At 67.1% G+C, this 13,618-nt stretch carries 11 protein-coding genes; 8 read left to right on the top strand and 3 right to left on the bottom strand.

The genetic code is table 11. The features are described from left to right. The first annotated feature begins 617 nt into the window (after positions 1 to 617). Complete coding sequence (locus AC1DEM_RS19035; protein ID WP_476885844.1) at positions 618 to 1,001, top strand: VOC family protein; 384 nt, start codon at positions 618 to 620, stop codon at positions 999 to 1,001. 226 nt (positions 1,002 to 1,227) lie between these two features. Here the strand turns inward: AC1DEM_RS19035 and AC1DEM_RS19030 are convergent, their stop codons facing one another. Beyond that, a complete protein-coding gene (locus AC1DEM_RS19030; RefSeq protein WP_476885843.1) occupies positions 1,228 to 3,768 on the bottom strand; it encodes a DNA gyrase/topoisomerase IV subunit A in 2,541 nt (846 codons plus the stop codon). A gap of 67 nt (positions 3,769 to 3,835) precedes the next feature. Here AC1DEM_RS19030 and AC1DEM_RS19025 point away from each other — a divergent pair, with 67 nt between their 5' ends. From AC1DEM_RS19025 to AC1DEM_RS19015, 3 genes are all read left to right on the top strand, one after another. Then, positions 3,836 to 6,547 carry a bifunctional acetate--CoA ligase family protein/GNAT family N-acetyltransferase gene (locus tag AC1DEM_RS19025; RefSeq protein ID WP_476885842.1) on the top strand — a complete coding sequence of 904 codons (2,712 nt, stop codon included), beginning with the start codon at positions 3,836 to 3,838 and terminating at the stop codon, positions 6,545 to 6,547. 97 nt (positions 6,548 to 6,644) lie between these two features. Next, positions 6,645 to 7,388, top strand: a complete 744-nt coding sequence (locus tag AC1DEM_RS19020; protein WP_476885841.1) for a DUF5998 family protein — start codon at positions 6,645 to 6,647, stop codon at positions 7,386 to 7,388. A gap of 1 nt (position 7,389) precedes the next feature. Further along, positions 7,390 to 8,685, top strand: coding sequence for an alkaline phosphatase family protein (locus AC1DEM_RS19015; RefSeq protein ID WP_476885840.1), 1,296 nt, complete (start codon positions 7,390 to 7,392; stop codon positions 8,683 to 8,685). A 94-nt stretch (positions 8,686 to 8,779) separates the two neighbouring features. On the opposite strand, the gene sepH is transcribed toward AC1DEM_RS19015, so the two are convergent. Further along, positions 8,780 to 10,222 (bottom strand): septation protein SepH, encoded by a 1,443-nt coding sequence (sepH, locus tag AC1DEM_RS19010; RefSeq protein ID WP_476885839.1) that lies wholly within the window; start codon positions 10,220 to 10,222, stop codon positions 8,780 to 8,782. A gap of 333 nt (positions 10,223 to 10,555) precedes the next feature. Between sepH and AC1DEM_RS19005 the strand changes: the two genes are divergently transcribed. Further along, positions 10,556 to 10,855 (top strand): DUF4193 domain-containing protein, encoded by a 300-nt coding sequence (locus tag AC1DEM_RS19005; protein ID WP_476885838.1) that lies wholly within the window; start codon positions 10,556 to 10,558, stop codon positions 10,853 to 10,855. Between the two features lie 62 nt (positions 10,856 to 10,917). On the opposite strand, the gene AC1DEM_RS19000 is transcribed toward AC1DEM_RS19005, so the two are convergent. Continuing rightward, positions 10,918 to 11,403, bottom strand: coding sequence for a DUF3093 domain-containing protein (locus AC1DEM_RS19000; protein WP_476885837.1), 486 nt, complete (start codon positions 11,401 to 11,403; stop codon positions 10,918 to 10,920). A 165-nt stretch (positions 11,404 to 11,568) separates the two neighbouring features. On the opposite strand from AC1DEM_RS19000, the gene dut reads away from it, so the two are divergent. The 3 genes from dut (at position 11,569) to AC1DEM_RS18985 (ending at position 13,509) form a co-directional block, all read left to right on the top strand. Beyond that, the gene (gene dut / locus AC1DEM_RS18995; protein WP_476885836.1) at positions 11,569 to 12,087 is read left to right on the top strand and encodes a dUTP diphosphatase; all 519 of its coding nucleotides are present in this window, start codon (positions 11,569 to 11,571) and stop codon (positions 12,085 to 12,087) included. 248 nt (positions 12,088 to 12,335) lie between these two features. Continuing rightward, on the top strand, positions 12,336 to 13,067 hold the full coding sequence (locus AC1DEM_RS18990; protein ID WP_476885835.1) for a DUF3710 domain-containing protein: 732 nt from the start codon (positions 12,336 to 12,338) through the stop codon (positions 13,065 to 13,067). Further along, positions 13,060 to 13,509 (top strand): hypothetical protein, encoded by a 450-nt coding sequence (locus AC1DEM_RS18985; protein WP_476885834.1) that lies wholly within the window; start codon positions 13,060 to 13,062, stop codon positions 13,507 to 13,509. Before AC1DEM_RS18990 ends, AC1DEM_RS18985 begins: the two co-directional genes overlap by 8 nt. Positions 13,510 to 13,618: the final 109 nt, after the last annotated feature.

Genomic DNA, 13,618 nt, shown 5'->3' with positions numbered 1-13,618 from the left:
GGCTCAAATCCGGGATCCCCTGGTTCATCCCGCCACCCCACCTCGACCCCCGCCAACACCCCAGACGCAACCACTACTTCCGACCCACAAATCCAGTCGCTGCGGCCTGACAGGGCGCCGCAGAACATGACGGCAGCATGACAGGCGCCGCAAGATAAGATGCCGCGGGACACGGTGGCGGGGGGATATGACGGCAGCGGGTCAGGGTGCAGCCGCCCAGGTGCCGCAAGGCAAGGTGGCGCAAAACAAGTTGGCGGGTGCATGACGGCAGCGAGCCAGACCGCCGCAGGACCGGCGCGGCGAATCACGCGGCGACGGCGACGGCGACGGCGATGGCCGAACGGCCCCGGGACCGCCGCAACCATTGCTTCCGGCCCGACGGCCTCATGACGGCCGTGTGTCTGCAGCCAGGGCTGCGACTGCGGCGCCCGCGGCATCACAACGTGGTTTCACAACGGCTACACGACTGCGGCCCCGGTCAGAGCCCGTGCATCCCGGAAAACGGCCCGCCCGCGCCGCCGGCCACCAGGAGAAACGCTCCTTGAGTTTCTCAGGTACGTGGGGCATATGGAGGAGTATTATTCCTTCCGGGGGGCGGGCCTGGAAAGAGAATAGCCATGCTCAAGGACAAGCAAGTCGGCGCAGTGCTACCGGCAGCGGACATCGCCCGTGCACGGGATTTCTACCGGGATAAGCTCGGACTCGAACCCGAAAACCCGGACGCCGACGACAACCTGCAGTACAAATGCGGCGGAGGAACCGCGTTCCTCCTTTACCAAACGTCCAATGCCGGAACAGCCAAGAACACGCAGATGGCCTGGTTGGTCGATGACCTTCCCGGAGCTGTTGCGGAATACCGTGCCAAGGGAGTCGTCTTCGAGGAATACGATTTCCCGGGTCTAAAAACCGAGGGCGGCATCGCCACCACTCCGGACGGAAGCTCGGCCGCATGGTTCCTGGACTCGGAGGGCAACATCCTGACGCTCGTCAACATGCCCTAGTGCCAACCGCTGGATGGGGGGCACGGCGTTGCCGGGGACTGAGTTGCCGGACACGGTGCCAGGCCACAAGCCCACGGCGGGGAACGGACCCAAACTCCCGACAAGGAGCCCAAACACAAAGCCCGAACACAAAGCCCGAACAGAAGGCACAAACACGAAGCCCGGCCGGATTGCGAAAACGCCTCCGGCCGGGCTTTGTGCGTCCCGGGCTTCGTAAGTCCCGGAGCTACGGGTCCGTGCGGGCTTCCGGTTCTTCTGACCACGCCATGCTGGGTCCAATCGCGTCGATCGCCTGGGACAGCGGGATTCCGGAGCCGTCGCGTCGGCCATGCTCGCCGGGGAGTGAGCGCGCCACGCCGGCCAGGGAGGAAGCCTTGGCCGGACCGTGGCCGGCCCAGCCAAGGAGCAGCATGTCCTCGCCCTTGAGGAAGCGGTGGGCGCGTACCCCGGCAGTGGCCCGGCCCTTGATCGGGTATTCGGCCAGCGCGGTGACCTTCGCAGCCCCGGGGGCCGTGCCCGGCAGGGCGCCGTCCGTCCCCGCGATGGTCACGACGACGGCGGCGTCGTCAGCAGGGCTGGCGGTCCCGAAGAACATCACCCGGTCGCCGGCGGCCAGCTTGATCCCGGCCATGCCGCCCGCGGTCCGTCCCTGCGGGCGGACGGCGGAGGCACTGAAGCGCAGCAGTTGGGCTTGGCGCGTGATGAAGACGAGGTCGTCGTCGTCGGACCCGGCGGGGGCAACGCCAACCACGGTGTCCTTGTCCTTGAGCGCGATCACTTCCCAGTCCTCGCGGTTCAGCGGATAGTCCGGTTGCACCCGCTTGACCACGCCTTGGGCGGTTCCAATTGCGAGGACCTGGTCAAGCGGCGCGAAGGCCACCAGAGACTCGCCCTTTAGCAGCGTGATGAAGTCCTTGGCCGCGACGCCGCCGGCCATATTCGGGGTACCCGATGTCGGGGGCAGCACGGGCATGTCCATGACCTGCAAGCGCAGCATGCGGCCCTGCGAGGTCACGGCTGCGATCTCGCCGCGGGCGGTGGTCTTGACCACGGAGGAGAAGACATCGTGCCGGGTCCGCGGACCGGCCTCGGCCAGGCTGTCCTGGTTGGCGGTGCGGGCGATCTGCCCGGACGCGGTGAGGATGGCCCAGCAGGGATCGTCCGCGATCTCAAGGGCAAGCGGTGCGGCTTTTCCCTTGGTGCCGTTGGCTGCGCCCACTGCGGCTGCCACGGTGGGGGAGACGGCCTCCGATTCCAGCAGTACGGTCCGGCGCGGCGTGCCGTACTTTTCCGCGATCTCGCCGAGTTCGTCCGACACCAGGGCGCGGAGCAGCACGGGAGAGCCCAGGATAGCCTCAAGCTCCGCGATCTCACGCCGGAGCTCCTCCTGCTCCTTCTCCAGCTCGACCCGGGAATACTTGGTCAGCTGCCGCAGGCGCAGTTCCAGGATGTAGTTGGCCTGGATCTCGGTGAGATCGTAAATGGACATCAGCCGTGTCCGGGCCGCGGCGACCTCGTCGGAGGACCGGATGATCTGGATGACCTCATCGATGTCCACGATCGCTACCAGCAGGCCCTCGACCAGGTGCAGGCGGTCTTTCTTCTTGCCCAGCCGGAAGGCGGTGCGGCGCCTGACGACATTGATCCGGTGGTCCACGTAGACCGTGAGCAGCTGGAGCAGCCCGAGGGTCTGCGGCTGACCGTCGACAAGCGTGACGTTGTTGATCCCGAAGGAGTCTTCCATCGGGGTGTAGCGGTAGAGCTGCTGGAGCACGGCGGTGGGGTTGAAGCCGTTCTTGAGCTCAATGACCAGCCGCAGGCCGTGTTTGCGGTCCGTGAGGTCCACGACGTCGCTGATGCCGGTGAGCTTCTTGCCGTTGACGGCGTCCTTGATTTTCTCGATCACCTTCTCCGGCCCCACCATGTAGGGCAGTTCCGTCACCACCAGGCCGGTGCGGCGGGCCGAGAGCTGCTCGATGTCCACCTTCGCCCGGGTCTTGAAGGAGCCGCGGCCGGTGGCGTAGGCGTCGCGGATGCCGTCCAGGCCTACGATCCGGCCGCCGGTGGGCAGGTCCGGGCCGGGGACGAACCTCATGACGTCCTCAAGGGTGGCGTCCGGGTTGTCGATCAGGTGCCGGGCGGCGGCGATGACTTCCACGAGGTTGTGCGGGGCCATGTTGGTGGCCATGCCGACGGCGATGCCCGTGGCGCCGTTGACCAGCAGGTTGGGGAACGCGGCCGGCAGCACCTCCGGCTGGGTCAGCTGGTTGTCGTAGTTGGGAACGAAGTCGACGACGTCCTCGTCGAGATGGTCCGTGAGGGTCAAGGCCGCGGCTGCCAGCCGGGCCTCCGTGTAGCGGGGGGCCGCGGGGCCGTCGTCGAGCGAGCCGAAGTTGCCGTGCCCGTCGATCAGCGGCAGCCGCAGGGAGAAGTCCTGGGCCATGCGCACCATGGCGTCGTAGATGGCGGCGTCGCCGTGCGGGTGCAGCTTGCCCATGACCTCGCCCACCACGCGGGCGCTCTTGACGTGGCCGCGGTCCGGGCGCAGCCCCATGTCGGACATCATGTAGAGAATTCGCCGCTGGACGGGCTTCAGTCCGTCGCGGGCGTCCGGGAGGGCCCGGGAGTAGATCACCGAATAGGCATACTCGAGGAACGAGCCTTCCATTTCGGAGGTGACATCGATATCGACGATGTTCTCTACGAATATTCCTGCGGAATCCGGGCTGGTTTCCCCTGCCGGGGGCGTTGTTTGGCGGCGTGCCATAAGGCTGGTGGATCCTTCTGAGGGGTGCTGAACGGGTACTTCGTAAGTTTATGACTAGGCTAAGCCTATGGTGGATCAGCCGGCGGACGGCGTATATCCGGAATATTGGGAAGCCGATGTTGTCCTGCGCGACGGCGGCACAGCGCATGTTCGCCCCATCCACCCCTCCGATGCAGATGCGGTCCAGGCTTTCCACGTGGGCCAGTCCCAGAAGTCCATCTACATGCGTTTCTTCGCCTTCAAATCCAAGCTTTCCAGCAAGGAACTCAAGCGCTTCACCGAGGTGGACTTCAAGGACCGGGTGGCCCTGGTGATCACCATCGGCGGCGAAATCCTGGGCATCGGCCGCTATGACCGGCTCGACGAACCCTCAGAGGCAGAAGTCGCCTTCAATATTGCCGACGCCCACCAGGGCCGCGGCATCGGCTCGATCCTGCTCGAACACCTCGCCGCCGCCGCCCGCGAAAACGGGATCCGCAAATTCAGCGCCGAAGTGCTCCCCGAGAACCGCAAGATGCTCATGGTCTTCTCCGATGCCGGCTACGACGTCAAACGGCACTTCGACGACGGCGTGATCAGCCTTGAGTTCAACATCGACCCCACCGACAAGTCCCGCGCCGTGATGGAATCCCGCGAGCACCGCGCCGAGGCCCGCAGCATCCAGGAACTGCTCGCCCCGTCCTCCGTGGCGGTGATTGGCGCCAGCCGCAAGTGGGGCACCGTGGGCTACCAGCTCCTCGAACACGTCATCGAAGGCGGGTTCAGCGGTCCGGTCTATGCAATCAACCCGGAGGCCCTGGAACTCGCCGGCATGCTCTCCTTCGCCCGGCTCTCCGAGGTCCCCGGCCCGGTCACCCTCGCCATCATCGCGGTCCCGTACGACGAGGTCCCTAAAGTGGTCCAGGAATGCGCCGCCGCCGGCGTCAAGGGGATCGTCGTGGCCAGTGCCGGTTACGCGGACGACGGCGAACGCGGCCTGGCGCGCCAGCGCGAGCTGGTGCGGCAGGCCCGCGCCAACGGGATGCGCGTGATCGGCCCGGCGTCGCTGGGCATCGTCAACACCAACCCGGCCGTGTCCCTCAACGCCTCGATGGCGCCCGCTTTGGCCCGCCGCGGCGGCCTGGGGCTGTTCAGCCAGTCTGCCGCGATCGGCGTCTCCCTCTACGCGGCCTCCAGTCGCCGTCGGGTGGGCATCTCGACCTTCCTCTCTGCCGGCAACCGGGCGGACGTCTCCGGCAACGACATGATGCAGTACTGGGAGGACGACGCCGACACCACGGCGGTGGGCCTGTACCTGGAATCGATCGGCAATCCGCGCAAGTTCTCCCGGCTGGCCCGCCGCCTGGCCCGGACCAAGCCCGTGATCGTGGCCAAGTCCGACGCCATGGGTCTGAACCTCCCGCCCGGGCACGCCGTCCGCACCACCCAGGCACCCCCGGAGGCGCTGGACGCCATGATGAGGCAGGCCGGGGTGATCCGGGTTGAGACGATCGAAGAGCTCATGGACGTCGCGCAGATCGTGTCGAGCCAGCCGCTGCCCAAGGGCGCCGGGATCGCCGTTTTCAGCAACTCGCGCGCCCTTGGCAAGGTGGTCGCGGACAGTTCCGCCCGTCAGGGGCTCGGGGTAGAGCGGATTGTTGCCGACGTCGACCTCGAAACCGGCATGTCCCGGGCGCTGCCAGCCCTGCGGCGGAGCCTGCAAGAAACCCTCACCCCGGACACCGTGCATGCGGCGGTGGTGGCGTTGCTTCCGGCACGCGGCCTCACCGTCGAAAAGATCGCCGGAGTGCTGGCGGAATGTTCCGCTGCGGCCGGCAAACCGGTCGTTGCCGCCTTTAGCGGAATCCTTGATCCCTCCATATACGTGGAAGGCATGGTCGGCGCGGAACCGGATCAGCCACACCAGCCGCCGCTTGCTCCGCCTGTTCCGTGCTACTCCAACCCGGGAGCGGCGGTGGCGGCCCTGGCCGCCGTCGTGCGTTACGCCCAGTGGCTGGACCGGGACCAGGGCCTATTTGTGGAACCCGAAGGTTGCCACCCGGAGGCTGCCCGGGCGGACCTGGAGCAGCTGCTGCACAATGTGGGCGGCGAGCAGCTCGTCCGGCTGGACCAGGACACGGCCGCGCGGCTGCTGGGCCACTACGGCATCCGGCTGGTTCCGTCCGTCGGGTTCGAGACGGCGGAGGAGGCCGTGGCAGCGGCGGAGCAGCTCAGCTGGCCTGTGGCTCTGAAGACCACGGATCCCGCGCTGCGGCACCGGCTGGACCTGGGCGGTGTGCGGCTGGACATCCAAGACGCTGATTCGCTGCGGCGCAACGTGCTGGAGATGCGCAAGTCGCTGGAGAGGTACGGCTCCCCGTCCCTCGAAGTGCAAACAATGGTGCCCGTGGGGCAGGCCTGCACATTCCGTGCCATCGAAGACCCGCTGCTGGGCCCGGTGATCTCCTTCGGCCTGGCCGGCGACGCCGTGAACCTGCTCGATGACTGGGCCCACCGCGTGCCGCCGCTCTCCGGTTCCGACGTCCAGGACTTTATCCGAGCGCCCCGGGCCTCGCGGAAACTCTTTGGGTATCAGGGCCTGCCCGCCGTAGACGTCGCGGCCCTGGAGGATCTCGCCGCCCGCCTCACGAGGCTGAAGGACAACCATCCGGAGATCGCGCTGGTGCACTTCAATCCAGTCCTCGCCGGGCCCGACGGCGCCTCGATCCTTGCCGCCGACGTCAGGATCGCGAACGCCGCCCAGCGGACGGACAGTGCGCGCCGGGCGATGCGCAGCTAGGCTCCCTGCTTGCGGTGTACCGCAGGCCGCCGCAGCCGGCGTCCGTTTCCGGGCCGGCAGTTAGCAAGTCCCCTACCGATCTGTGAAAATGGAGACTATGAGCTCCCAGCCTCCAACACCCAAGCCCCTGGCGACCGCCCCCGCACGCCAGACCGCGCACCACCACGGCCTCCATGACCACAGTGCGCAGGGCCAGAGCCTGGAAGGGGCCCTCCAGCAGGCCGGTTTCTACCCCCGGCTCGTGGCTGACGTCGTCGCCGATGCCCTGGACGGCCGCGACTGCGTGGCCCACCTGGTCCATCTTGAGACCCACTTTGATCGCGCCGAGGTCCGTCGCCACATCACTGTCCTGGTGTTGACCGATGACATGCTGGTCATCACCCATGTCGATGACCAGCAGCTCGACGACGCCGGTGAGCAGACCGTCGCCCAGGTGTCCACCGAGTCCGTCCCCGTGACCCAGATCCGCTCGGTGGTCCTGAGCTATGTCTATGCCCAGCCGCAGGACTATAAGCCCTCCGACCCTGTCCGGGAGCTGACTCTGTCCATCGCATGGTCCGGCGGCCAGCGCCTGGACATGGGCCCGGCCAGCTGCGGGGACCCGCAGTGCGAGGCCGATCACGGCTACAGCGGCACCATTGCGCAGGAAGACATCGTCCTGCGGATCAGCGCCGAAGCGGACGGTCTGCAGGCCGTGCAGGACGCCAAGCTGTTCGCCCGCGCCTTGCGTGCAGTGAACACCGGCTCCGCGGCCCCGGTCCCGCACAACGGGCCCGGTTTGCCGCCCCGACCGCGGATGGGTGTGTTTGGAAACCGCCTCAGCCGCGGCCACCAACGCTGACATGGCTCGCGTCCGCCAGCCTGAAGCCGCCCAAGATCAGCTGCCAGATCCGGTGCTAAGGCCCTCCCTTGCCGGCACCGGTGCCGCCTTGCCCGTCCCGGTGGCCGCTGGCGCCGGCCCCTCCCCGCTCCCTGCGGCCCCGGCGTTCGGACAGCGGTCCATCGCCGAGGTAATGACCAGCGCCGCGGCAAGCCTGGGCGTCCCCGGATTCGAGAACAAGCTGAATCTTCCGCCCGCCAAACGCGTGTGCGTGGTGCTGGCCGACGGACTGGGTCGGAACCTGTTGAAGCAGAAGATCGCCCACACCCCGTTCCTGCGGACTGTCCTGCAAGCCGGCCAAGGCCAGGTGCCCGTCTCGCTGGACTCCGCATTCCCGTCCACCACCGCGGCTTCCCTCGCCAGCTTTGGCACCGGACTGTCGGCGGGCCAGCACGGCATGGTGGGCTACGACGTCCTGGACCCGGATCAGGACCGCGTAGTGAACATGCTGAGCAACTGGGACGCCGGCGTGGACCCGCGGACGTGGCAGCCGTTCCCCACCGTGTTCGAAAGAGCCGCTGAGCACGTCGATGTCACCACCGTCAGCCTCCCGCAGTTCAGCACGTCGGCCATGACGGAGGCGGCGCTCCGCGGAGGCCGTTTCATCACCGGAACCACCTCGCATGCCCGGACCGAAGCGGCCGCCGAGGCCATGGCCGGCGCCGGGCCCTCGCTGATGTACTTCTATGTCAATGAGCTCGACAAGGCCGGGCACCGCCATGGCTGCCAGTCACCTCAATGGGAGTACCAGCTCGAAGAACTCGATGCCACGGTGCGGCGGCTCAGCGCCACACTGCCCGCCGGCACCACTGTGCTGCTCACGGCGGACCACGGAATGGTGGATGTGCCCGAGTCGCAGCGGATCGATTACTCCGCGGAGCCGGCACTCCTCGTGGGGGTCCGGCACACCGCGGGCGAGCCGCGGATGGTCCATCTGTACCTCGAGGATAGAAGGGACGACGCCGCCCGCGCCGGCCTGCTGGCGAACTGGCGGGCCCGATTCGGGGACAGGATATGGGCTTTCACCCGTGAGGAAGCGATCGCGGGCGGGCTTTTCGGCGACGTGCGGGCCGAGGCCGCCTTGCGGATCGGTGACATCATGATCGCCGCCCGGGACTCGCTGGCGCTCTACGATACGCGCAGGGTCCGGCCCACTGCCTTGGAGGTGGTGGGCCAACACGGGTCCCTGACGAAAGCCGAGCGGGAAGTCCCGCTGCTCTACTTCCAGGCAGACGGTAAGAGAGCGCCGCGCCGCTGACGTACCGGGCCCGAAATTCATGCCGTAAATTCTGGCCTAACACGGGCGGCTCAAACCCTGCAACGGTTCGCGGCTGGCGCCCTGACTATTGCTCTTACTGGTCGTTGCGGGTTCCGAAGACGATTTCGTCCCAGCTCGGAACGCTCGACCGCTTCGGCTTGGTGGGCTGGCGCTCCGGCTGCTCTGTGCTGGCGTCGATCCGGCCGGCGTCGTTCCGGCTGGCGCCGTGTGACTCGCGGTGCTGCCGTCGGGACGATCCGCCGCCGATCAATTCATCCAGGCCGGGACTGGGCGTGGGGGATTTGGCCACAGGGCGCAGTTGCGAGGCCGCGATGGTGACTTCCCGTGTCTCAGTGCTGACGCCGTCGTGCAGTTTCAGTGCATCGTCCTCCTCCTGGAGGCGCGGTGCGAGGGTTAGCCGGGAAAGCATTGACGGCCTGCCATCGCGGCGTCGCGTGAAGGCATCGGTTTCCGGGGCTGCGGCCTCGAGAGCCGGAACCTCCCGCTGCCCTGCATCTGATGTGGCGGAGTCGGATTCGGCGGGGACGGCTTCGGCGGAGTCGAGATCGTCAGCCGTAGCGGCTTCGGGGAAGGACTCCGGTTCCGACGCTTGTGGAACCTCGGGCACCTCAGACGGACGGGGGTGGGCCGCGGGAACGCCGGTGGTCAGGAGCGTGGCCAGGGCGTCGTCCGCGTCCTCGTCCACTCCGATCCGCTGTCCGCGGCGGGACCGCAGCATATCCAGCAGCCCGTCGGCGTCCTGCTCCTGGTGGATCCGGTCCTGCTGAAGCAGCATCTGGTGAATAATGCTGTGCTGGCCGGTCGCCGTGCGGGCCGCGGCCTCAGCATCAGTTTCAAAGTCGAAGGGCCGGTCGGAGACGGCCGTGAGGCGCCGCGTCGGCACGGGGCCTTCAAGCGGCTCGAGTTCGCTCAGCTGCTGCGCCCAGCGGTTGGCGTTCTGCAGGGACTTCCGGGCGGGATGGAAGGTCCACATTGCCGGCGGCTCCTCGCCGATCCCGGCGGGGCCGCCAGGCTTGGGCTCGAAGCGAGCCACAACGTTCCAGCTGCCGTCGGGACGTCGCCAGGAATCCCACTCCAGTGTTGAGGGTTCCACGCCGTAAGCCCTGAGGCGGTGCTCCACCATGTCGCTGAGGGATGCCGGGTTTTCGCCGAACACGGACCGGTAGACGTCTTGGCCAGGGGCGGGGGATGCCACCTCCACCTTGCGGGCCTGCTGGGCGATGTACTCGCGCTCAGCCAGGACCGGGCCCTCATAGCGCTGGACTTTCTCCAATGGAATTCCGGACAGCTCCGCCACCTCGGCGGCGGTGGCTCCGTTGCGAATCCTGGTCTGGATGTCGCGCGGAGACATGGCAATAGGAGGCGCGGCCGCGCTGGACGCGGTCTTCGCCGACATCCGGCTGGCTGCCACCCTAAGTGCTTCATCGATCGGCAGCTGGAACATCTCGCCGCCGGTGCCACTCAACAGGAGATGCTCTCCGTCGTCGTGGACGCCTACAAGCCGTAGATCCTGCATACAAATCCTCCACCCTGGCATTACTAACAATCGAAACTCTGCCACCAGCGGGACACATTTCGGGTTAGGACAGCAGGCGCGCCGTGATTTTCCGCGACTTTCCGCGACTTTTCGCCGAATTTTTCCCGTCTGCGGAAGAGATCGTGGAAGGGACACCGGCGGGCTCTGGCATTCGGGAGGCGCTTAAGCAAAAATGACCCGACACCGGGCACAAAAACCGCATGTCCGGTGTTGTCAACGGTGAACCGCTCCCGGAGCCCAGGGTTACCATCCCGGCGGGCCATCCTGAAACGGCGAATCAACCGAACGAATGCGGAGTGTGAGCAACAAATAATGGCGACTGATTACGATGCGCCGCGCAAGACCGAAGAGGACCTCAGTGAGGATTCGATTGAGGCCCTGAAGGCGCGGCGTACGGAGAAGCCTTCCGCCGTGGTGGATGAAGATGAGTCCGACCTTGCCGAAGGCTACGAGCTCCCCGGCGCTGATTTGTCCGGGGAGGAACTGCTGGTCCGGGTCCTGCCCGCCCAGGCAGATGAATTCACCTGTGCCTCCTGCTTCCTCGTTCGCCACCGTTCGCAGATTGCCCGCGAAAGAGACGGCCTTAAGTACTGCAAGGATTGCGAGGGGTAGGCAGGCGGCAGCCCTGATTGTGAAACCCGACGGTTTAAGGGCGGTGAGGAAACGGGCAGGAACTAGGAGTTGAGCGCGGCGATCAGTTGCTCCGGGTGCCGGGTGGACGTGAGCCAGTACGGGGTGCGATCCGAGGGGTCCTCGATCTCGATCCGGACCACCGGATCCACCCAGCCGCGGATACACAGGAACGCCAGCCCGTTGAGCCGCGTGCCCCGTTCCGCCGTCGCTTCCTTGCCGCGGAACGCCGTGATTTTGCCCAGGAACCCGCGTTCAATCGAGGCCCTGCCCACCTTCAGGGTGGTCCTGGTGACAGTGATTGACGGTGTGGACAGCACCAGCAGTACGGCGATGACGATGAAGATCACGATGGCCGCGGTAATGCCGGCCCAGATGCTGATGGGCGCCAGCATGAGGATCCCTGCGCTGGCGAACAACGCCGACACCAGCCAGATCCAGAAGTTCGGCCAGAGCTTCTCGGCGTAAAGGACAATGGAGTCGCTCGGGGCGCTCTTCGGGGCAGGCGCAGCTGCGCTGGATTCGGGCATAAGCACAGCTTTTCATCTTTCCCTGGCTATTTCACCTCGGCGCCGCTCCGGCGCCCACGCCCTACCATCCCGCATCAGGGCCCGCTGGAATCGCGCGGGCGGCGGGCGCGGGAAGGCCGGCGGCGGCTAGGACGAAGTTCCGTGCGGGCGTTAGAGTGAGGGACTGTGACTGAAGAAAACACCGCCGTCGCCAGTGCCGCCTTGACGGCCAGCGACGCAGCCTACGGAACGCCCACCTTGACGGTACAGCTGAAAATGCTCGACGACGGGCTCGAGCCGCCGTCGTACGCGCACCCGGGCGACGCCGGAGCCGACCTTCGCGCCCGTGAGGACGTGGTCCTCGCACCGGGGGAGCGCCGCCTCGTTCCCACCGGTGTATCGATTGCGCTCCCGGATGGCTTCGTAGCGCTGATTCACCCCCGGTCCGGCCTCGCCACCAAGCACGGACTGACGGTTGTGAATGCTCCCGGCACGGTGGACGCCGGCTACCGCGGAGAAATCGCGGTGACACTGCTCAATACGGACCGGGACGAGGCGATCGAGCTCCGTCGCGGCGATAGAATTGCACAAATGGTCATTCAGCGTGTGGAGTATGCCAGGTTCCTCCCGGTCGATCAGCTCGACGGCTCGGTTCGCGGCGGGGGAGGCTTCGGCTCTACCGGCGGTTTCGGCGGACCGGCCTGAGCGCAGGCCCCGGCCTGGCCACGGGAGCCATTCGGGATTTTCAGCGCCGCACGGGCACTGAAGCAACACGGGCACTGAAGCAACACGGACTTGAAGCAAGATGGGCACTGAAGCAGGACAGGCGCTGAAGCAAGATCAGCGGTGCAGGAAAAATGAGCAGGCGGCCGCAGGGTAGCGGGCGGTCACGCGGACAGGCGCCAGGATGGCGCCGGGCGGCGGCACAGGATCACAACTGAAGGAGACACCCCATGGTTTTTGGGCGCGGCAAGAAAGCCAAGCAGGAGCAGCCGACGGAGCCGGGCGAGGCCACGGAAGCTGCCGTTGACGCCGCCGCGACGCCGGCCGGGAACGCAGCCAAAAGCGCCGGCCGGGCCGCGACTGGTCCCTTCGACGTCTCGGAAATCGATGACCAGGACGGGTACGTGGACCTCGGTGCGTTGCTGATCGCACCCCGTGAGGGCCTCCAGCTCCGCCTGGAAGTTGAAGAGGCGAGCCAGCGCGTCGTCGCCGTCACCATGGACCTGGAAGGCTCGAGCCTGCAGCTGCAGGCCTTCGCCGCACCCCGTTCCGAGGGCCTGTGGGATGAAATCCGTGAGCAGATCGGCCAGTCGGTCGGCAGCCAGGGAGGCCAGGTCGAGGAGGTCGAGGGCAGCTTCGGCACCGAGCTCGTGGCGAAGCTCCCCGCCGGCGGCGGCGACGGCAGCCAGGGGTACCGCGTGGCCCGCTTCATCGGCGTCGACGGCCCGCGCTGGTTCCTCCGTGGCGTCTTCGGCGGCGAGGCGGCACTGGACCGCGACGCCGCGGCCGGGCTGGAAGGGCTTTTCCGGCAGATCGTCGTGGTCCGCGGCGAGAATCCGATGCCGCCGCGTGATCTGCTGCAGCTTCGCCTGCCCAAGGACACCTCGCCCGCCCCGTCGCCGCAGGCGGCGCCCGAATTCGAACAGCCGGAACGCGGACCGGAGATAACCCAGATTGGCTGATGCCGCCGGCAGGAAAGCCGCCGCCGCTATGTCGGTCCGGGACCTGCCGGACCGTGGGCGGGTGCTGTGCCACGGCTTCATCGAGTCCGTCACATACGTGCCCGCCACCCAGGTGGCATCCTTCATCGCGATCCTGATCGATCGCGATACCCCTGCTCCCGTCACCCGCTTCCCGGGTCTTGGTGCCAAGGCCGGAGCCGCAGCGGCCAGCAGCGTGCCCGCGAACGGCGTGTCCACCCACCGGGTGCGTCCGGGCGCGCAGCGCCAGCGGCCCACTGGCCCCAAAGAGCGGCTGCGCGTTGTTTGGCTGGGCCGGCGCCGGATCCCCGGTGTCGATGCCGGCACGGAGCTCAGGCTCGAGGGCATGGTCACCATGCGCGACGGGCTGCCCACGATCTTCAATCCCCGTTACGAAATACTGTCCCGCCAGGAGGAGCAATGACCTTGCCCGAACACCCCGAGCGGGCCCGCCCGGACTGGACACAACCGGACGGGACACACCAGGACGGGACAGGAGAGAACCGGACACAACAGGACGGGACACAACAGAA

It is taken from the genome of Arthrobacter sp. 05T420 (genome assembly GCF_056396305.1).
Note: the sequence above shows the minus strand (reverse complement) of the source record. Positions and strands in the feature narration are given on the sequence as shown.

Coding starts and splice junctions, on each gene's coding strand:
- AC1DEM_RS19035 (WP_476885844.1), top strand. CDS start 618: ATGCTCAAGGACAAGCAAGTCGGCGCAGTGCTACCGGCAGCGGACATC.
- AC1DEM_RS19030 (WP_476885843.1), bottom strand. CDS start 3,768: ATGGCACGCCGCCAAACAACGCCCCCGGCAGGGGAAACCAGCCCGGAT.
- AC1DEM_RS19025 (WP_476885842.1), top strand. CDS start 3,836: ATGGTGGATCAGCCGGCGGACGGCGTATATCCGGAATATTGGGAAGCC.
- AC1DEM_RS19020 (WP_476885841.1), top strand. CDS start 6,645: ATGAGCTCCCAGCCTCCAACACCCAAGCCCCTGGCGACCGCCCCCGCA.
- AC1DEM_RS19015 (WP_476885840.1), top strand. CDS start 7,390: ATGGCTCGCGTCCGCCAGCCTGAAGCCGCCCAAGATCAGCTGCCAGAT.
- sepH (WP_476885839.1), bottom strand. CDS start 10,222: ATGCAGGATCTACGGCTTGTAGGCGTCCACGACGACGGAGAGCATCTC.
- AC1DEM_RS19005 (WP_476885838.1), top strand. CDS start 10,556: ATGGCGACTGATTACGATGCGCCGCGCAAGACCGAAGAGGACCTCAGT.
- AC1DEM_RS19000 (WP_476885837.1), bottom strand. CDS start 11,403: ATGCCCGAATCCAGCGCAGCTGCGCCTGCCCCGAAGAGCGCCCCGAGC.
- AC1DEM_RS18990 (WP_476885835.1), top strand. CDS start 12,336: ATGGTTTTTGGGCGCGGCAAGAAAGCCAAGCAGGAGCAGCCGACGGAG.